The organism is Microbulbifer sp., from assembly GCF_051659245.1.
Lineage (GTDB): Bacteria > Pseudomonadota > Gammaproteobacteria > Pseudomonadales > Cellvibrionaceae > Microbulbifer.
In genome coordinates this window covers 23379-41427 of record NZ_JBOFOC010000073.1, presented here as the reverse complement: position 1 = coordinate 41427, position 18049 = coordinate 23379, and the positions used below count along the sequence as shown (strand labels likewise).

Genomic DNA, 18049 nt, shown 5'->3' with positions numbered 1-18049 from the left:
CGGGCGACAGGCGGCCTATGTGAACAAGTTGGAAGGGCGTAGGGGCTCCCTGTGGGAAGGGCGTTTCAAGGCCAGTGTGGTGCAGGCGGACACATACTTTCTAGCCTGCTGCCGCTACATCGAGTTGAATCCGGTGCGCTCGGGTATGGTGCGCGGGCCGAGGCAGTACAAGTGGTCCAGCTACAGGGCGCGGATCGGGGTGGAGAAAGGGTTTGAACTGGACAGCCACGAGGAGCTGAGGCGCCTCGGGCGGAGTAGTAAGGAACGGATAGAGGCCTACAGGGAGTTTGTCCGGACCGGAGTGTCTGCGGATGAACTGGCGTTTCTGAGTGAGGCTTGGTCGCGAAACCAACTGACCGGCAACAGCCGGTTTGTGGACGAGATTGAGCGAAGAGTCGGCCTGCGTATCGAGCACCGCCGGCCCGGAAGACGGCGAATAGCAGCGGACCTGGAGGGCTAGTGGCGGGACTTGGTTGGGGGGCGCTCGATGACCTACAATGGTGGTCATATAACCGCTAAAGGAGGTCGAAATGATAGAGGCTCTAGTGGGATCGGAAGGTGCCGAACGGACCTTGCTGTTTGTCGAGGCCAGGGAAGCTGGATACGCGCGGGAGATCAGCGAATTGTACGGAATCAGTTTGAATGTGGTGCAGAAGCACCTCTACCGGATGGAAGCCGGTGGTCTGCTGGTGAGCGAGACGGTTGGGCGTACCCGGGTGTTCCGCTTCAATCCGCGGTTCCCGTTTCTTGCTGAAACCCGGGCCTTGTTGCGCGCGGTATTGATGCGCTTGCCCGAATCCTTGCGCAAGGAGTTGCTGATGAATCGCCGCCGCCCGAGGCGCACCGGTAAGACGCTGTGAACATTGCCAATTTATCGCGTGCGGAGCTGGCGGCCTGGATCTGCCAGGCCCTGGAGACGGAGGGTGTGCAGGTGGTGCTTACCGGCGGATCCTGCGTGTCCATCTATTCGGTGGAGGCCTATGTCTCCCATGATATCGACTTTGTGGACGTGAGCTATGCGACCTCCCGGAAGATAAAGGGGGTGCTGGAAAAGCTGGGCTTTCAGTCGCCGCAGCCGGGGCGCAGATACTTCGAACGAAAAGACTGTGCCTATTCCGTGGAGTTCCCCAGTGCACCGCTGGCTATTGGCGACGAACAGATAGAGCTGTCCCGGACGTCGGAGATGCAAACAGCGCAAGGTGTCCTAAGGCTGCTTTCCCCTACGGATTGTGTCAAGGACCGGCTGAGCCATTACTGCCACTGGAAGGATGCCCAAGGGCTGGAGCAGGCACTACTGGTAGCAAGGCGACAGCCGGTCAACATGGCCGAAGTAGAACGGTGGTTGAAAACTGAGGGGTTTCCGGAAGTGTACAAGGAGTTTTCCAGTCGTTTACAGGGCAACGAAGAAGCCAATAGCGGGTTTCGCCGCTAGCAGGCTCCTACAGAGAGCATTTTTAGCCAGGGTTTTTCGAAGTCCTGGAAACGGAGTTTTTTAGAATTTTAATCGGGGAGCAGAAATAATGTTGCAACGTTGGGGAATGCTGGCGGCGTTTTGGTTTTGTGCATTTACTGCACCGGCGGTCGTCGTGGCTCAGGAGGAAGCGCTCTGCGCGGAGGTACGCATAGAGATACTCCAGGAACTGACCCTGGAGCGCCAGGGCTTCGAAGCCATAATGCGCATCACCAACAGCCTGGATACCTATTCCATCGAGGATATCGCCATCACGGTCAATTTTACCGATGGCGAGGGCAATGCGGTCACCGCCACCTCGGATACCTCTGACAGCGATGCGGCCTTCTTTATCCGCGTGGACGATACCCGGAATGTGAACTCCCTGGTAACCGCAGACGATGGAGCGGTGACCGACGGCGTCATCAGCGCCGGCAATGTGGGCGAGTTCCGCTGGCTGATAGTGCCCACGGCCAATGCCGCGGGCCAGACCGATAACGGCGAGCTGTATTTTGTCGGCGCCACCCTGTCCTACGCCTACGGCGGCAAGGAGGAGGTGGTGCAGGTGGCGCCGGACTCCATCGTGGTGAAGCCCCAGCCGCTGATGACCCTGGATTACTTCTTGACCCAGGAAGTGATCGGCGATGACGCCTTTACCACAGAGATAGAACCGCCGGAGCCGTACACCCTGGGTGTGCGCATCGACAACAGCGGCTACGGATCTGCCAATAATGTCAAAATCGAATCCGCCCAGCCCAGGATCGTCGACAACGAGCAGGGCCTGGCCACCGACTTCACCATTATCGAGAGCTTTGTGGAAAACCAGCCGGCGGAACCCAGCCTGTTGATCAATTTCGGTGAAATAGCGCCACAGAGCGTGAAGGCCGGGCGCTGGGTGATGGAGTCCACCCTGTCCGGCAAATTCACTGCCTTCAGCGCCAGCTTTACCCACGCCGACGAACTGGGCGGCGAGTTGACCTCCCTGGTCGAAGCTACCAATGCGCATCTGCTGGTGGAAGATGTGCTGGTGGACCTGCCGGGTCGCGACTCAGTACAGGATTTCCTGGCCTACGGCGCCGATGAAAACTTTTACGTTTACGAGAGCGAGAGCACCGGCGCGAACTTGGCCCTGTGCAAAAGCTGCGCGGCGGTGACTCCGCTCAGCTACAGCCTGGGCGCCGAGAGCGGCGGCACGCGCAGTCTGAACGGCGGCGCGGAGGAGGGGTTCGGTTATGTTCAGGTGGCTGATCCCTATGCCGGCACCAAGGTGCTGCAAAAGGTGGTGCGCGATGACGGCAAGCAACTGCATGCGGCCAACTTCTGGCTCTCCAAGAAGCGCGCGGAGAACAACCGGGATTTCGATTACTTTATCAACCTGTTCGACTACGGTGCCACCGGCGCCTACACGCTGAATTTCATCGACGCGGTTGAGGCGCCCCAGGCGCCGGTGATCCAGGCCATCCAGGACCGGATCGGCCACGAGGGCGGGCAGATTGCTTTTCTGGTGCAGTCCTCCGACCCCAACGGCACCATCCCCTCCCTTTCCATCGCGCAGTTGCCGGCGGGCGCCACCTTTACCGATGGCGGCGACGGCACCGGTGTTTTCCGCTGGGAGCCGGCGGTGGGGCAGGCCGGAACCTACACCGTGCGTTTTACGGCCAGCGACGGCGAGCTCAGCAGCGAGCGCTCCGTGGGTCTGAAGGTCAACCCGTTCGATGACATCGATGGCGACGGCCTCAAGGATGCTTGGGAGATGGAGCACTTCGGGAACCTCGATGGCGACGGTAGCGGAGACTACGACGGTGACGGCCGCACCGATAAGGAGGAACACGATGCGGGCACCAACCCCAAGGTGCCGGAAGTTGCGCCGGGCGCGCCGCAGACAGCCGCTCCCCTGTACGACCAGGACGTACTCGACGGCGCGGCGGAGCTGCTGCCGGTGCTCAGTATCACCAATGGCGAACACGCGCCGGAGCTGGCGGTGGCCTACGAATTCGAGGTTTACGCCGATCAGTCGATGCTGCAGCGGGTGGCGCGGGCCTCGGTGCCCGAGGGCGCGGGTACCACCACCTGGGCGGTGGCGGCGGAGAACCTGCTGCCGGGCCAGGCGTTTGCGGACAACACCCTCTACTACTGGCGCGTGCGCGCAATCACCCTGGTGGACGGAACTGCGGGGGAGGTGCCGGTGGCATCCCTGTGGGTATCCAGCCGCTTCTTTGTCAACATCGCCAATGATGCCCCCACCGCTCCCGCCATTGTTGCGCCGCCGGTGAACAGCATCGTCGCGGAAACCCGGCCGCAGTTGATCGTAACCCACGCGTTCGACCTGGACCGGGATGCGCTCACCTACGGCTTTGACCTGCATCACGAGTCGGACCTGGAAACGCCCCTGGCCCAGGTGTCCGGGCTGCTGCCCGGCGGCAACTTCCAGACCCAATGGCAGGTGCCGAATCCGATGGAGGAGGACAGCGCCTACGTGTGGAAGGCCTGGGTTGAGGACGAGCACGGGGCGCGCACCGAGAGCGATGTCGGCACCTTCCTGGTCAGTACCCTGAACGACGCGCCCACGGCGCCGAGCGTGGTTTCCCCCAGCGGTCCGGTATTCAGCTGGCTGCCAAATAATGGCGTAGAACTGCGTGTGCGCAATGGTGAGGACCCGGAGCAACAGCCGCTCACTTATCAGTTCGAACTGGATACGGTGGCCGGCTTCGACAGCGGCTCGGCACTGGCTTCCGGCCCGGTGGCCGAGGGCGAAAACGAAACCGCCTGGGTGGCGGAGGGCCTGCAGGAGGACACCATCTACCACTGGCGGGTGAAGGCGAACGACGGGGAGATGGAGAGCGGCTGGGCCAGCGCCAGTTTTTCCGTCGACACGGAAAACGCCCCGCCGCCCACGCCCAGCCTGCACAACCCGGGTGCCGGTTCGGTGGTGGAGAGCCTGCGCCCGCTGTTTGAGGTAAACCCGGTGACCGACCCGGATGGCGATGCGGTTCAGTACAAGTTCGAAGTCTATTCCGATGCCGCGCTGACGCTGCTGGTGGCCAGCCAGCTGCAAACAGAAACCCAGTGGACCCCTGGATTCGATTTCAATGACAACAGCCACTACTATTGGCGCGCGCGGGCGGAAGACGCCAAGGGTGCGCCCAGCGACTGGAGCGCCGCGAACCAGTTTGCCATCAACCGGGCATCGGCCAATATTCCGCCGCAGATTTCCCTAGTGCTACCGGACGCGGATATCACGGTCAGCGGCCCCACGCTGTTGATCCAGTGGGTGGACAGCGACCCGGACAGCAGCGCCACAATCTCCCTCTACTACCACCACGAGGGCAGCCGGGTACTGATTGCAGACGGCATTCCCGAGGACGAGGACGGCGCCGGCGACCAGTATCGGTGGGACGTGTCCGGCCTGCTGCCCGGCAACTACACATTGCAAGCGGAAATCACCGATGGTGACACCACGGTGACCGCGGACGGCTGCTGCACCATCGTCGTTCCTTCACAGACATATAGTTGTACCGTGGTTTCGAATGTCTGGAACAACGGCTACCAGTTGGATGTGACGGTGACCAATGACGGCCCGGGTAGCATCGACGGCTGGACAGTGCAGCTCGACTTCGGCGAGCCGGCCAATGTCAACGGCAGTTGGAATGTCATCGAGAGCGGCGGTGGCACCGCGACGCCCTCGTTCAGCAACTGCTGTGATTGGAACGGCAACCTGGCGGAGGGGCAGAGCACTACTTTCGGTTTCCAGGGAACCCATGACGGCAGCTTTGAAACGCCGACCTGTTCCGGTGACGGTGGATCGAGCAGCAGTTCGTCTTCCAGTTCTTCCAGCAGCTCGTCCAGTTCCGGCGGCGGGGCCAATACGATCCTGGTGCGCGCGCTGGGCACCACCGGCACCGAGTCCATCACCCTGTCGGTGGGGGGCAGCCCGGTGCAGAGCTGGACGCTTTCCACCGCCATGATGGACTATTCGGCGAGCACGAGTCTGGACGGTGATGTCACGGTGGAATTCACCAACGACAACGACAACGACAACGATGGCGACGCCGACGTTCAGGTGGATTACATCCAGGTCAACGGCGATATCCGCCAGGCCGAGGACCAGAGCGAGAATACCGGCGCCTGGGACGGCTCCTGCGGTGCGGGTTCATTCAGCGAGTGGCTGCACTGCAACGGCCTGATCAACTTCGGTCCGGTGTCCGGATCGGGTTCGTCGTCCAGTAGCAGCAGCTCGAGCAGCAGCACCACCTCGAGTGGCGGCAGCCTGACCGGTTTCCACGTGGGAAATAACACCCGGATACGGCCATGATCGACGTGGTGAACGAGTCTACACCGGGCCATGCGCCGGCGGGATACGCGCAAAGCGCCTTCGGCAGCGACTGGATTATCGAGTCGTTCCGCCTGACGCGGCAGTATTGCCCGAACGCCACCCTGATTCTGAACTGGTGATGTCGGCGCACGACGATGTCGGCAACCGCGGCACGGTGATAGAGCAGGGCACCACGCTGCTGATCGATGCCAAAGGGCCGGAGGTCACCGCGCTGACCCTGAACCCTGGCGAGCCGCTGAAGGTCGACAAGCAGAACGGCCTGCCCGTAGAAGTGGTGCTGCGCCTGGACGACGAGGTCAAGCCGGGCGAAATGCCCACGCTGGTGCCGCTGATCGACAATGTCGAGGTCGCCGGCTTCGAAGGCGGCATCATCCTGGTGCGCGATGCCCAGTCCACGCAAGGTAGCCCCCTGTGGGTGGGCAGCTTTGCGCTGCCGGCCAGGACGACAGCGGCAACCCCGCGGTGGAAAACCTGCGTTTCGGCTATCAGGCGCCGGACGACCTGGACAATATCGGCAGCAAGATCCGTGTGCCGAACAATTTCCAGGTCTACCAGGGTGGCCTGCCGCCGCTGGATATTCCACGGAACCTCAAGGCCATCGCTTTCCAAGTCGATCTGCAGTGGCACGTTTACTGGCGCAATGCGGGAGATTCCGGCGCCGCGCTTTGACTTCACCACCGGGGGCGCCGCGGCGGTGCTGCCCGCGGCATCCGCGATGGCGGTGCTTCTCGGTCCCGGTGTACGCCTGGTATCCGCCGGGCGCAGACGGGCCCGAACTTTTGCCATAGATTCTGCAGGAGCGCATGATCGCAGCACTGTTCGAAGAGCACACCCTTCAACTCACAGAGGACGATACGCCATGAGGTTAAAAGGAAAGCAACTGATCCACAGCCTTCTGCTGCCATTTGTCGCCTCGTCCCGCGCCTACGGCTGCAGCGTCAACTACTGATCACCTGTACGGGAGTATTCCGTTGCGGAAAAAATGGATCGCGGCGCTGCGCAAACCGGCCGGCTTTGTGCTGATGGCCGTACTGATCGCGAGCGCTGTGGGCTACTACCAACAGAGGGATATTCCCACAGAAAAGGCGCCGCCCCTGACGGGCCGATCGCTGGAAGGGGAGTATCTAGACCTGCAGCGGATGACCGCCCGCGGGCCGGTGCTCATCTATTTCTGGGCCACCTGGTGTCCTTATTGTCGGGTGGTGTCACCGGCCATCGCCGACCTGACCGCCGATCACCAGGTCATCTCTGTGGCCATGCAGTCCGGCAGTCCCAGCGAAGTGACCGAATACCTGCAGCGTAACGACTTGCCGTTTCCCACCATCAACGACCCCGAAGGAGCGCTCAGCAACAGCTGGGGGATCCGCGTAACCCCCACTATGGTGATTGTCGACAGCGGTGGCAATGTCCGCTGGGTGACGTCGGGAGCCACCTCCAAATGGGGGCTGAAGCTGCGCCTGATGCTGACTGATTGACGATCGGTTGGCACTTAATATCAGGGCATGCTTCAAATGTAGGGTGCGCAGCTCGGCTTTGTAGGAGCGGGCCATGCCCGCGAATGGGGGTGGCTGTCCTGCAGGGCATGGCCCGCTCCTACGGTGGTTGACCAATTGTTCTGGGCCTGCCGGGGTGTCCACTTCGGATCGATTGCAGGTTGCCGATAAATTTCTCTTTCTGTTCTAAGGCGAATAAAGGAGCATTACAAAACCTGTGAGAACAACTTGCTTGAATTCCCTTCAGTTCTCTCCACCCACCCTTGGCCCCTCTGCCCCGGCCCCAGTGACCCGCACCATCCTGGCGCTCGCCCTGCGGGCGCCATGGCGTCCAAATTTCCTCGCTGCAAATTTGTCCGGCAAGCGGGAGAGGGAATCTTTGTTCATTCACACTGCAAAGAAAATCCAGCTGCCACTGACTTTCGGGCAAGTACTTTCTGTAGCAGATGCCGCCGCTGTGTGGTGTCGCTGTTACCTATTGTGACTTCCGGTTGTCTTTCGCCCGTGTCGGCGGCTTTTTCCACGTTCCGAGCCCAAGCTTGATACATATTTTTGCGTTTTCCCGATCTGTCGCCAGCCGGTAAGTATCTTTAATTATTACAGGCGTACCAGTCAGTGGTTATTGGGACCTTCAATCTGTCAGTTTGGACATTATTTAAATTAAAATAAAAAAATATAGGAAAATCATTAAATATCGTTATTGGCGGCTAGTAGCACACTAAATAATATACGGGTTGAATTTTCCGGCAAAATTGCAGATTTATGTCACAGTTTTTGCATCGGCCCTGTGGAAGTCTTCATACCTGCACGCAAGAACGCATGCATATAAATAAAAGGATTCAAGGGAGCTTTTATGAAAAACCACAGACACCTCGGGGTCCCCTCACTTCTGGCGCTGGCCATTGCCGCCACATCCAATCCACTGATTGCCCAGGAAGAAGTCCTCGAGGAGGTGATTACCATCGGTACCCGGGTCGAAGGTCGTACGGCGACGGACTCGGCCGTGCCTATCGATATTGTCACCGGAGAGGATTTTGTGAATCAGGGAGACACCGATCTCAATAACCTGCTGCGCAACATGGTACCCTCGTACAATGTTAATAACCAGCCGATCAGCGATGCGGCGAGCCTTGTCCGCCCGGCAAACCTGCGCGGCCTGGCCCCGGACCACACTTTGGTGCTGGTAAACGGCAAACGTCGCCACCGCGCTGCAGTAATTGCCTGGCTGGGCAACGGTGTCTCCGATGGCGCCCAGGGCCCGGATATTTCCCAGATTCCCGCCATCGCTCTGCAGCAGGTGGAAGTGCTGCGCGACGGCGCGGCGGCTCAGTACGGTTCCGATGCAATTGCCGGGGTGATGAACTTCAAGCTGAAGGATTCTCCGGACGGTGGTTCCATCGAAGTGAAAGCGGGTGAATTCTTCGAGGGCGACGGTACCCAGTTCACGGTGTCCGGCAACTACGGTATGCCGTTTACCGCCAACGGTTTTGCCAACGTCAGTTTTGAATACGGCAGTTCCGATGCCACCGACCGCAGCGTGCAGCGCAACGATGCCGCCGCGCTGATCGAAGCCGGCAACACCGCGGTCGCCGATCCCGCCCAGGTTTGGGGGCGACCGGAAATCGACGACGATCTCAAGACGGTGGTCAACCTGGGGGTCGATCTGGATGGAAGCAAGGAGTTTTACGCATTCGGCAACTACGGTAGCAAGCATGTGGACGGCGGCTTTTATTTCCGGAATCCGGAGACCCGTGAATCCGTCTTTGCATGGTATGAAAGAGACGCAAATGGAAATGTGATTGACCAAGGCCCATTGATTGCCGATCTGGATTCCAGCAACGGCCTCAATAGCTGTGTGGGTATGAGCCACGCAGATGCAATGGCGAGCGATGAGTGCTTTTCATTCCAGGAAATGTTCCCCGGCGGCTTTACCCCGCGCTTTGGCGGTGACGTTACCGACCTAGCCGGTGTCGCCGGCGTTCGCGGAGAGACAGACGGCGGCTGGCACTACGATATCAGTGCCGGCCTGGGCTACAACGATGTGGATTTCTTTATCTACAACACCGTCAACGCCTCCCTGGGGCCGCAGAGCCCGACTTCCTTTGATCCGGGCGCTTATACCCAGCTGGAAAAGAATTTCAATATCGATTTCGTCAAGGGATTCGATATCGGCTTGGCATCGGACTTGAGCCTGGCCACCGGTTTCGAGTGGCGCGACGAAGTGTTCGAGATTACCACCGGCGACCAGGCCTCTTATGAAATCGGCCCCCTGGCCGACCAGCGTTTTAGCGCGGCTTCCAATGGCTTTCCCGGTTTCGGTCCCCTGGCCGGCGGCCAGTGGAGCCGTTCCAATATCGCCACCTATATGGATATGGAAGCGAGTATCCTGGATCCCTGGCTGGTGGGCCTGGCGGTGCGCTTCGAGGATTTTGAAGACTTCGGCACCACTACCAATTTCAAACTGGCCACCAGTGTCGACATCAGCGATAGCGTAATGCTGCGCGGTGCCTACAGTACCGGCTTCCGCGCGCCGACACCGGGGCAGTCCAATGCCTTCAACGTTTCCACGGAATTCGATATCGAGCTGGGTGAACTGGTAAACAACGGCACTATTCCACCCACCAACGCGGTGGCACAGCTCCGCGGTGGCGAAGCACTCGACCCGGAGAAGTCCACCAACTGGACAGTGGGTACTGTGCTGGCCCTGGGGCCTGTGGATATCACCATCGATTATTTCAACATCGAAGTGGAAGATCGTATCGCCCCCTCCCAGCTCTATTCGCTGACCCAGGCGGAAATCGACGGCCTGGTTGCCTCCGGAGTGACCAGTGCCGCGAACCTGCAGAACTTCCGTTTCTTTACCAACGACTTCGATACCACCACCAAAGGGTTTGATATCGTAGCCAGCTATATGACCGAGGCCATTGGCGATAGCACGAGCTTCAGTCTTGCCTACAACAAGACCGACACCAAAGTCGACCGCTTCACGCCGGAAACCGTTGACGCTACCCGAGTTCGGGAGTTGGAAGAAGGTTTGCCGGAATCCCGATGGAACCTCTCTGCCAACACCCTGCTCGCCGACTGGAGATTTATGGCCAGGGTTAGTTATTACGACGACTGGTTTGATTCTGAGGATGTCCAGGTTTATAGCGGCGAGTATATTGTCGATGCGGAAGTCGGGTACAACTTCGGTGAAAACACCTCAGTAATTATCGGGGCGCAGAACCTGCTGGATCAAACCCCTGAAGAGAACCCCGGTGCTGCAGATGGCGTGGGCAACCGCTACAGCCAGTTCTCACCTTTCGGATTTGACGGAGGCTTCTACTATATTCGCACTCGCTACGAATTCTAAAGAGTGCAAAAATAAAAAATCCCCGCTTCGACAGCGGGGATTTTTTTATGAAAGAACATCAAAAAGGTGAAGATATGTCTGCTACATATCCCACAATGAATTGGTGGCCATCGACAGGGTGATCCGCTCCTTCTCCTGTATCTGCTTAAGATCCTCGAAGACTTCCTTCACTTCTGCCGACTCGATGGCGCCGTACACGGCTTCGTAAAGATCGTGGAAATAGCGGTCCACTTCCCGCCCAAGGTTATTGATTTCCTTGATGTTTGGAGGATCGCTCAAATGCAGGTGCTTGACGAAGTCCTCGGCCGATTCTTCGTGGGTGTACTGCAGCCAGGTTTGCATGACCTTGTGTTTGGCAATCTCACTGTAGTTTTCCAGGTTCTTGGCCATGCGCTGTTCGTGCTCCAGCATATGCTTGAGCAGCAGCTGGGTACGTTTGTCGGTGGACTTTTCCAGAAGCTCTTCGTACAGGTCGGCCATATCCAGATGGAACTTGCGCGCGTCCTTGAGCACTTCATACGCCTGTTTGAAAGTTTTCATGAACTTGCCTTTGGCATGTCGTTATGGTGGCAAAGCGGTCTCGTCAATAATCGCCCTTTTATATATTTATAGTGCATTTATCCAGTTGATCAAGATTTGCGGGAAGATACCGAATACCAGCAATACGGCAGTCAGGGAGAACATCAGCAGCCGGCCGGATACCGCCAGCTGTATCGCACCGCCGGCGGGGGAAGGAGACGGCTCCTTCCGCTGCACCATCACCAGCAACAGCCTCAGGTAATAGTAGAGCCCCAGTGCACTGCCCAGGATTACCGCCGCCAGCAAGAGCCACATCTGCCCCTGGACCCCAGCGGCGAAAATATAGAACTTGCCCACAAAGCCGATGGTTAGCGGTATGCCGGCCAGGGACAGCAGCATGGCCGCCAGGCAACCGGCCAGCCAGGGGGAGCGCCAGAAGAGGCCGCGGTAATAGTCCCGATGGAAGGGATCGCTTGCGGTATCACCGATGGGGTGCCCCCCTCCCGGCGTGTGCGCCAGCGCCGAGTCCGCCACCAGGCTGACTACAGCGAAGGCACCGAGCGTGGTAACCACGTAGGCCACCAGGTAATAGGCCACGGCCTCGATACCGAAGGCGCTGTTGCCCATCAGGAAAGCGACGAACAGATAGCCGATATGGGCGATGGAGGAGTAGGCCAGCAATCGCTTGATATTGCCCTGCAGCAATGCCAGCAGGTTACCGATCAACATACTCGCCACCGCCATCGTCGCCAGCAAGGTGGTGAGCGCGGGCAGGGCGAACAGGTCCACACCGGCAAAGAAGCGCAGTAGCAGAGCCACGACCGAACCTTTTCCGACAGTGGCGATCAGCGCGGTGACCGGAGTGGGAGCGCCCTGGTAGACGTCCGGGGTCCAGATATGGAAAGGCACCAGGGACAGCTTGAATGCCATGGCGATCAGCAGCAGTGCCAAACCGGCGAGCATCAGCGGGGAATCCTGGCCGAACTGTCGCGCGGCCACCGCTATGCCGGAAAAATCCAGGGCGCCGCTGGCGGCGTAGATCAATGCGATACCGAACAGGCCGAGGGCGGTGGCCAGCGCGGAGAGCAGCAGGTATTTGAGCCCGGATTCCAGCGATAGCAGCTGATCCCGCTCGGGCGACAGGTCGCCGCTGACCGCGAAGCCGAGCAGTGGGTAGAGCGACAAACTCATCAGTTCCAGCGCCAGGAAAAAGCTGGCGAAGTGGCTGGCAAAGACCAGGGTGCTGGCTCCCAGCATCATCAGCAGCAACAGGATATAGAACTCTTCCGGGTGGCTTGTGCTGTCGCTGCGGTGTTTCAGGTAATTGAATCCCAGCACCGCCACGGCGATTGCGGAGAACAGGAGCAGCAGGCAGAAGAACAGGGCGTAGTGGTCCACCAGCAGCAACCCCGTGACTTCAATGCTGCCCGGCCCCCGGGAAACCTGGCCGGCCACCGCGAAGCAGGCCGCACAGGCCGAGACCAGTACCGCCAGTGTGGTGGCCAGTGCTGCCCGGTGGCCCCGGATAAAGGACACCTGCAACAGCAGGATCACGATACCGGCACTCAGTACCAGCAGCGGGAGAATGGCGAAAAGTTCCTGGGTGCTCATAGGTTTTCACTCCCGGATGCCGCGGTATTCAAAACGGTTGTACTGGTGGTACCTTTTGCTGGGACAGGGTTGGAGCCACTGTCCGGAGGGCTGGACTCCGCTACCGAATTTGCGCTTTCCATTTGTTCCAACAGGTACGTCACCGCCGGCTCAGCGGTATCGAACACCGGTTGCGGGCGCAGCCCGAGAAAAACCAGGCCGACCGCCAGCACCAGCAACGCCGTAGCTTCCCGCGCATTCAGATCGTGGACTTTACTGTCTTCATCTGCCTTTTTCCCCTCGCCAAAAAACACCCGCTGCATCATCCACAGCGCATAGAGCGCGGCGCCCACCAAGCCCAGGGCGGCAACCACGGTGAGCCAGCGGTTGACCGGGAAGCTGCCGACCAGCACCAGGAACTCGGCGATAAAATTACCCAGCCCCGGAAGACCCAGTGAGGCCACGGCAAAAAACAGCGCAATGGCGGCCAGCTTGGGCACCCGCCCCCAGAGCCCGCCCATCTGCGCCATATCCCGGGTGTGCAGCCGCTGTTGCAGCGCGCCCACCAGTGCAAAGAGAGCGGCGGTGCTCAGGCCGTGGGCGATCATCTGCATCACCGCGCCCTGGATGGCGATGGTATTGAGAGCGTAGATTCCCAACAGCACAAAACCCATATGGCTGACACTGGAATAGGCCACCAGCCGTTTCATATCCTGTTGCGCGAAGGCGAGAATTGCCCCGTAGACCACGCTGATCGCCCCGATGGCCATGGCCAGCGGCGCAAAGGCGGCACTGGCCTCGGGAAAGAGCGGCAGGGTAAAGCGCAGCAGGCCGTAGGCACCGGTCTTGAGCAGAATTGCAGCCAGCAGAATGCTGCCCGCGGTGGGCGCCTGGGTGTGCGCATCGGGAAGCCAGGGGTGCAGCGGCACTGCGGGCAGTTTTACCGCAAAGGCGATAAAGAACCCCAGCATCAGCCAGTACTGCATACCCGCGGGAATATCGGAAGCCATAAGTTCCCGATAATTGAAAGTGACCTGGCCGCTGGCGTTGTAGTGGATATAGACCAGAGCCACTATGGCCGCCAGCATCAGCAGGCTGCTGGCCTGGGTAAAAATAAAGAATTTGATCGCGGCGAAAATCCGTTGCTCGTACCCCCACACCGCAATCAGGAACAGCATGGGAATCAGCATCACTTCCCAGAAGAAGAAAAACAGGAACAGATCCATAGCGGTAAAAACGCCGGCCACACCCGCCAGGGTCCACAGGTAATTGCAATAGAAAAGGCCGCGGCGAAATCGAATCTGGTCCCAGGAGGCGATCAGTCCGAACAGGCCCATGGCCAAAGTCAGTGCCAGTAGTAAGAAGCCCAGACCGTCCAGGGCGAGAAAGAAACTGATGCCGAAGCGGGGTATCCAGGGGACCTGGACGCTGTCCCACCAGGCCTCTCCGGCGGCTTGTGAAAACTGCGGCCAGTAGCTGGCCAGGAGCACACAGCTGATCAGGAGGCTTGCCAGGGTTACCCAGCGGCTGGCCCCTTCGACAGACCGCTCTATCAGCCAGGCGAGAGCACCGCCGAGAAAGAGCACTGCGATAATTGCGATCAGGGTCATAGTGCCACCAGTAGAGCGAGAATCAGAATCGAGCCCAGTGCAAAGCTCGCCATGTACCAGCGTATCTGGCCTGTCTGTAAGGTGCTGGCACCGAGGTTCAGCAGACGGCTGGCTGCGGCCACACCACGGTAGGCACCGTCCACAAAGTCGCCGCGGTTGACCTGCGCCAGCCATAAGAACGGTTTGCTGAATACAGCCTCATACAGGCGGTCGAAGTCCCAGCCCCCCTGCCACCAGAGATTGATGCCGGTTTGCGTTTCCCTGAAGCTACCGCGGCGGAACAGCCACCAGGCAAAGAGAATTCCCAGGATGGGCGCGGCAATGGCAATCCACTCCACCCATATTGGCGGATGCGCGGCGGCGGCAGCTCCGAAGACGGACTGCAGGGGGGGCGCCAATAGCCCGCCAAACAGTGCCAGCACACTCAGCAGCAGCAGCGGCAGAACCATGTCCCGTGTATTGGCATCCCCGCAGTGGCTGGAGGCGCTGCCCTCCCTGCCGAAAAATACCAGGAACAGCAGGCGGAAGCTGTAGAGGCCGGTAATCAGCGCACCGAGAACGCCCGCGGCCCAGATCCAGTTGAAGCCATGGAATTGCTCCCAGGCCTGCAGCAGAATCCGGTCCTTGCTGTAGAAACCGGAGGTGAACGGCAGTGCGGCCAGGCAGGCGCAGCCGATCAGGAAGCAGCCAAAGGTAAACGGAATTTTCCGGCGCAGCCCGCCCATGGCGAAAATATTCTGCTCGTGATGCAGGCTCAGGATCACCGAGCCCGCGGCCAGGAACAGCAGTGCCTTGAAAAAGGCGTGGGTCATCAGGTGGAAAATGGCCCCGGACCAGGCTCCGACCCCCAGGGCGAGGAACATATAGCCGATCTGGCTGATGGTGGAATAGGCGAGCACCCGCTTGATATCCGTCTGCGCCAGCGCACTGCAACCCGCCAGCAGCAGGGTGAGTGCACCCACCGCGGCAACCGCCATCATCGCCAGGGGTGATTGTGCGAAGAGTGTGTGCATGCGCGCAATCAGGTAGACACCGGCAGTCACCATAGTGGCCGCATGGATCAATGCGCTGACCGGGGTGGGGCCGGCCATGGCATCCGGCAACCAGGTCTGCAGCGGCAACTGCGCGGACTTGCCCACGGCTCCCCCCAACAGCAGCAGCGTGGCCAGGGTGAGAGTTTGCGGATCGGCCGGCGGCGCGCCGCCGGCCGCGAGCAGTTCGCGGATATTCAGGGTTGCGAACTGGCTGAACAGCAGAAACAGGCCGATGGCCATGGCCGTGTCGCCGATGCGGGTGACGATAAACGCCTTGCGTGCGGCGGCGCCGTTGACCGGGTCCCGGTACCAGAAACCGATCAGCAGGTAGCTGCACAGGCCCACGCCCTCCCAGCCCAGGTACAGCAACACCAGGTTGTCCGCCATTACCAGGATCAGCATGGCGCACACAAACAGGTTCAGGTAGGCGAAGTAACGCCGGTAGCCGGGATCGCCGCGCATATAGCCGGCGGAGTACAGGTGAATCAGGAAGCCGACACCGGTTACCACGCCCAGCATTACCAGGGTCAGCCAGTCCAGGTAAAAATCGAACCCCAGTGACAGCCCGCCCACATCCAGCCAGGACCACAACGAGACCGAGTAGACATAGGCGGGGTCGTTGAAAAACGGTGGCGCGATGGCGGCGGTCAGCAGTGCCGCCAGGCCCACCGAGGCGACGCCGATGGTGGCGCTGACTTTTTCAGGCAATTCGCGCCGGGTAAACAGTGGTACCGCGGCCAGTATCAGGAAACCCAGCAGTGGCAGCAGTGGAATCCAGCCGGTCAGTTCCCGCATATCAACCTCGCATTCCGTTCAGTTGGTCCACATCCACGGTGTGCCTGCGCCGGTAGAATTGCAGTACCAGCGCCAGCGCTATAGCCACTTCCGCCGCGGCCAGGGTAATCACAAAGATGTACATTACTTGGCCGTCCGCATTGCCCCAGTGGGCGCCCACCACCACGAATGCCAGTGCCGCGGCATTGGTGCAGATTTCGATACACATCAGCATAAAAATAATATTGCGCCGCACCAGCAGTCCGGCCAGCCCGAGACAAAACAGGGTGGCCGCGAGGATCAGCCCCTGATGCATGGCATCACCGGCAATGGTTTCAATCGGCATCTTGTACCCCACTCTCTTCTCTGCGCTTCTGCCGCGCCAGATGAAAGGCTCCCACCAGCCCCGCCAGCAGCAGCATGGAGGCCAGTTCCACCGCGAGTATGTAGCGGCTGAACAGCGCTATTCCCACTTCTTTGGGACCGACGTAATGCAGCGCCGTACTGTCGGCCACCTGCCCGCCGCGCAGCATAAAAAGCAATTGCAGGAGAAGAATGGCCGAGAGCAGGCCCGGGCCCCACCAGATTCCCGGCCGAAGCCACTGGCTCTCCTGGGCCACCGCCTTGTCTCCCTGGTTAAGCATCATGATGACAAACACGATCAGCACCATGATGGCACCGGCGTAGACAATGACCTCCAGTGCCGCGGCGAAGGGTGCGCCGAACTGGTAAAAAATTACCGCCACCGCGAGCAGGGAGACCACCAGGTAGAGCAGGGCGTGGACCGCGTTGCGGTTAAAGATCACCATGGTGGTGGAGGCTATGGCGACCAGGGCGGTTAGATAGAAGTACATGGTTTTGTTTTTCCGTTGTTCTGATTTTGTGGGTGTTCCCCCTCCCCCGGCCCCTCCTCCGTAAACGGCGGAGGGGAGCTTTCCTACTCCCCTTTCCCGCTTGCGGGAGAGGGGTTGGGGGAGAGGGCCAGTACCCGCTGCCTGATCATTTCCAGTACCGCTGATGTTTCACTCAGGGCTTGATTGTTCCAGAACCTCAGTACTTCGAAGCCCTGGTCTCTCAGCCAGGAATCCCGCCTATGGTCATAATTTCCCTGATCCAGGTGCTGGTCGCCGTCAAGTTTGATGATCAACTTTGGATTCATACAGGCAAAGTCGACGATGTAGTGGCCTATGGGCTTCTGACGTTTGAACTTCAATCCCATGAATCTGTGGGCTCGGAGGTGATACCACAGTTTCTGTTCGGCATCGGTAGCATTGGAACGAAGACTTCTCGCTCGTGCCACCTGGAGATTTCCCCCTCCCCCGGCCCCTCCCCCGCAAGCGGGAGAGGGGAGCTTTCTTTTACAATTAGTCATAGATTCAGGCTCTTTATATTGACCGGCTCCGCTTCGTTCTCCGCCTGCCCCTTGTCCTTGCCGTCGATCGCCTTGCCGGCCACATTGTAGAAACTGTAATCGTGGTACTTGCCCGGCCCGCTGATCAGCAGGTCTTCCTTCTCGTATACCATGTTCTGGCGGTCGTACTCACACATCTCGAAATCCGGTGTCAACTGTATGGCGTAAGTGGGGCAGGCGTCTTCACACAGGCCGCACATGATGCAACGGGAGAAGTTGATGCGGAAAAACGCCGGGCGCCAGCGGCCGTCTTCGTCTTCGGTTTTCTGCAGGGAGATACAATCCGGAGGGCAGGCTACCGCGCATAAGTTACAGGCCACACAGCGTTCCTCGCCATCCGGATCGCGGGTGAGTACGATGCGCCCGCGGTATCGCGGTGCCAAGTAGGGTTTTTCGTCCGGATATTGCACCGTGACGTTGCGGCTGAAAAGGTGCTTGAACACCAACCACATACTGCGCAGCTGACTAGCGATCATGGCAGGC

General features: G+C 59.7%; 16 protein-coding genes. 8 read left to right on the top strand and 8 right to left on the bottom strand.

The features are described 5' to 3' along the window. From ACRC0P_RS07495 to ACRC0P_RS07460, 8 genes are all read left to right on the top strand, one after another. On the top strand, window positions 1-460 hold a 460-nt coding region (locus ACRC0P_RS07495), incomplete at its 5' end, for a transposase (RefSeq protein ID WP_438629473.1). 70 nt (window positions 461-530) lie between these two features. Beyond that, window positions 531-860: a winged helix-turn-helix domain-containing protein gene (locus ACRC0P_RS07490; RefSeq protein WP_438629471.1), complete on the top strand. Its 330-nt coding sequence runs from the start codon at window positions 531-533 to the stop codon at window positions 858-860. Further along, window positions 857-1432, top strand: coding sequence for a hypothetical protein (locus tag ACRC0P_RS07485; protein ID WP_438629469.1), 576 nt, complete (start codon window positions 857-859; stop codon window positions 1430-1432). Before ACRC0P_RS07490 ends, ACRC0P_RS07485 begins: the two co-directional genes overlap by 4 nt. 88 nt (window positions 1433-1520) lie before the next feature. Beyond that, window positions 1521-5762 (top strand): cellulose binding domain-containing protein, encoded by a 4242-nt coding sequence (locus tag ACRC0P_RS07480; RefSeq protein ID WP_438629467.1) that lies wholly within the window; start codon window positions 1521-1523, stop codon window positions 5760-5762. Further along, window positions 5759-5902, top strand: a complete 144-nt coding sequence (locus tag ACRC0P_RS07475; RefSeq protein WP_438629465.1) for an endo-1,4-beta-xylanase — start codon at window positions 5759-5761, stop codon at window positions 5900-5902. Before ACRC0P_RS07480 ends, ACRC0P_RS07475 begins: the two co-directional genes overlap by 4 nt. Then, window positions 5902-6732, top strand: a complete 831-nt coding sequence (locus tag ACRC0P_RS07470; protein WP_438629463.1) for a hypothetical protein — start codon at window positions 5902-5904, stop codon at window positions 6730-6732. Before ACRC0P_RS07475 ends, ACRC0P_RS07470 begins: the two co-directional genes overlap by 1 nt. Window positions 6733-6754: 22 nt before the next feature. Next, the gene (locus tag ACRC0P_RS07465) at window positions 6755-7258 is read left to right on the top strand and encodes a protein disulfide oxidoreductase (RefSeq protein ID WP_438629461.1); all 504 of its coding nucleotides are present in this window, start codon (window positions 6755-6757) and stop codon (window positions 7256-7258) included. Window positions 7259-8129: 871 nt separating this feature from the next. Beyond that, complete coding sequence (locus ACRC0P_RS07460) at window positions 8130-10628, top strand: TonB-dependent receptor plug domain-containing protein (RefSeq protein WP_438629459.1); 2499 nt, start codon at window positions 8130-8132, stop codon at window positions 10626-10628. 81 nt (window positions 10629-10709) lie between these two features. Here the strand turns inward: ACRC0P_RS07460 and ACRC0P_RS07455 are convergent, their stop codons facing one another. From ACRC0P_RS07455 to nuoI, 8 genes are all read right to left on the bottom strand, one after another. Beyond that, complete coding sequence (locus ACRC0P_RS07455; RefSeq protein ID WP_438629457.1) at window positions 10710-11168, bottom strand: hypothetical protein; 459 nt, start codon at window positions 11166-11168, stop codon at window positions 10710-10712. 66 nt (window positions 11169-11234) lie between these two features. Beyond that, window positions 11235-12758: an NADH-quinone oxidoreductase subunit N gene (locus ACRC0P_RS07450; RefSeq protein ID WP_438629455.1), complete on the bottom strand. Its 1524-nt coding sequence runs from the start codon at window positions 12756-12758 to the stop codon at window positions 11235-11237. Beyond that, a complete protein-coding gene (gene nuoM, locus ACRC0P_RS07445) occupies window positions 12755-14347 on the bottom strand; it encodes an NADH-quinone oxidoreductase subunit M (protein WP_438629453.1) in 1593 nt (530 codons plus the stop codon). The genes ACRC0P_RS07450 and nuoM overlap by 4 nt, the downstream gene beginning before the upstream one ends. After that, complete coding sequence (gene nuoL / locus ACRC0P_RS07440) at window positions 14344-16176, bottom strand: NADH-quinone oxidoreductase subunit L (RefSeq protein ID WP_438629451.1); 1833 nt, start codon at window positions 16174-16176, stop codon at window positions 14344-14346. The genes nuoM and nuoL overlap by 4 nt, the downstream gene beginning before the upstream one ends. 1 nt (window position 16177) lies before the next feature. Further along, window positions 16178-16501, bottom strand: coding sequence for an NADH-quinone oxidoreductase subunit NuoK (gene nuoK / locus ACRC0P_RS07435; RefSeq protein ID WP_438629449.1), 324 nt, complete (start codon window positions 16499-16501; stop codon window positions 16178-16180). Beyond that, the gene (gene nuoJ / locus ACRC0P_RS07430) at window positions 16491-17009 is read right to left on the bottom strand and encodes an NADH-quinone oxidoreductase subunit J (protein ID WP_438629447.1); all 519 of its coding nucleotides are present in this window, start codon (window positions 17007-17009) and stop codon (window positions 16491-16493) included. Before nuoJ ends, nuoK begins: the two co-directional genes overlap by 11 nt. 83 nt (window positions 17010-17092) lie before the next feature. Next, window positions 17093-17527, bottom strand: coding sequence for an endonuclease domain-containing protein (locus tag ACRC0P_RS07425; RefSeq protein ID WP_438629445.1), 435 nt, complete (start codon window positions 17525-17527; stop codon window positions 17093-17095). Next, window positions 17524-18042: an NADH-quinone oxidoreductase subunit NuoI gene (nuoI, locus tag ACRC0P_RS07420; protein ID WP_221192117.1), complete on the bottom strand. Its 519-nt coding sequence runs from the start codon at window positions 18040-18042 to the stop codon at window positions 17524-17526. The genes ACRC0P_RS07425 and nuoI overlap by 4 nt, the downstream gene beginning before the upstream one ends. Window positions 18043-18049: the final 7 nt, after the last annotated feature.

Excerpts from the sequence above, each read along its gene's own strand:
- ACRC0P_RS07490 (WP_438629471.1), top strand. The coding sequence starts at position 531 with ATGATAGAGGCTCTAGTGGGATCGGAAGGTGCCGAACGGACCTTGCTG.
- ACRC0P_RS07480 (WP_438629467.1), top strand. The coding sequence starts at position 1,521 with ATGTTGCAACGTTGGGGAATGCTGGCGGCGTTTTGGTTTTGTGCATTT.
- ACRC0P_RS07475 (WP_438629465.1), top strand. The coding sequence starts at position 5,759 with ATGATCGACGTGGTGAACGAGTCTACACCGGGCCATGCGCCGGCGGGA.
- ACRC0P_RS07470 (WP_438629463.1), top strand. The coding sequence starts at position 5,902 with ATGTCGGCGCACGACGATGTCGGCAACCGCGGCACGGTGATAGAGCAG.
- ACRC0P_RS07460 (WP_438629459.1), top strand. The coding sequence starts at position 8,130 with ATGAAAAACCACAGACACCTCGGGGTCCCCTCACTTCTGGCGCTGGCC.
- ACRC0P_RS07455 (WP_438629457.1), bottom strand. The coding sequence starts at position 11,168 with ATGAAAACTTTCAAACAGGCGTATGAAGTGCTCAAGGACGCGCGCAAG.
- ACRC0P_RS07450 (WP_438629455.1), bottom strand. The coding sequence starts at position 12,758 with ATGAGCACCCAGGAACTTTTCGCCATTCTCCCGCTGCTGGTACTGAGT.
- nuoM (WP_438629453.1), bottom strand. The coding sequence starts at position 14,347 with ATGACCCTGATCGCAATTATCGCAGTGCTCTTTCTCGGCGGTGCTCTC.
- nuoL (WP_438629451.1), bottom strand. The coding sequence starts at position 16,176 with ATGCGGGAACTGACCGGCTGGATTCCACTGCTGCCACTGCTGGGTTTC.
- nuoK (WP_438629449.1), bottom strand. The coding sequence starts at position 16,501 with ATGCCGATTGAAACCATTGCCGGTGATGCCATGCATCAGGGGCTGATC.
- nuoJ (WP_438629447.1), bottom strand. The coding sequence starts at position 17,009 with ATGTACTTCTATCTAACCGCCCTGGTCGCCATAGCCTCCACCACCATG.
- ACRC0P_RS07425 (WP_438629445.1), bottom strand. The coding sequence starts at position 17,527 with ATGACTAATTGTAAAAGAAAGCTCCCCTCTCCCGCTTGCGGGGGAGGG.
- nuoI (WP_221192117.1), bottom strand. The coding sequence starts at position 18,042 with ATGATCGCTAGTCAGCTGCGCAGTATGTGGTTGGTGTTCAAGCACCTT.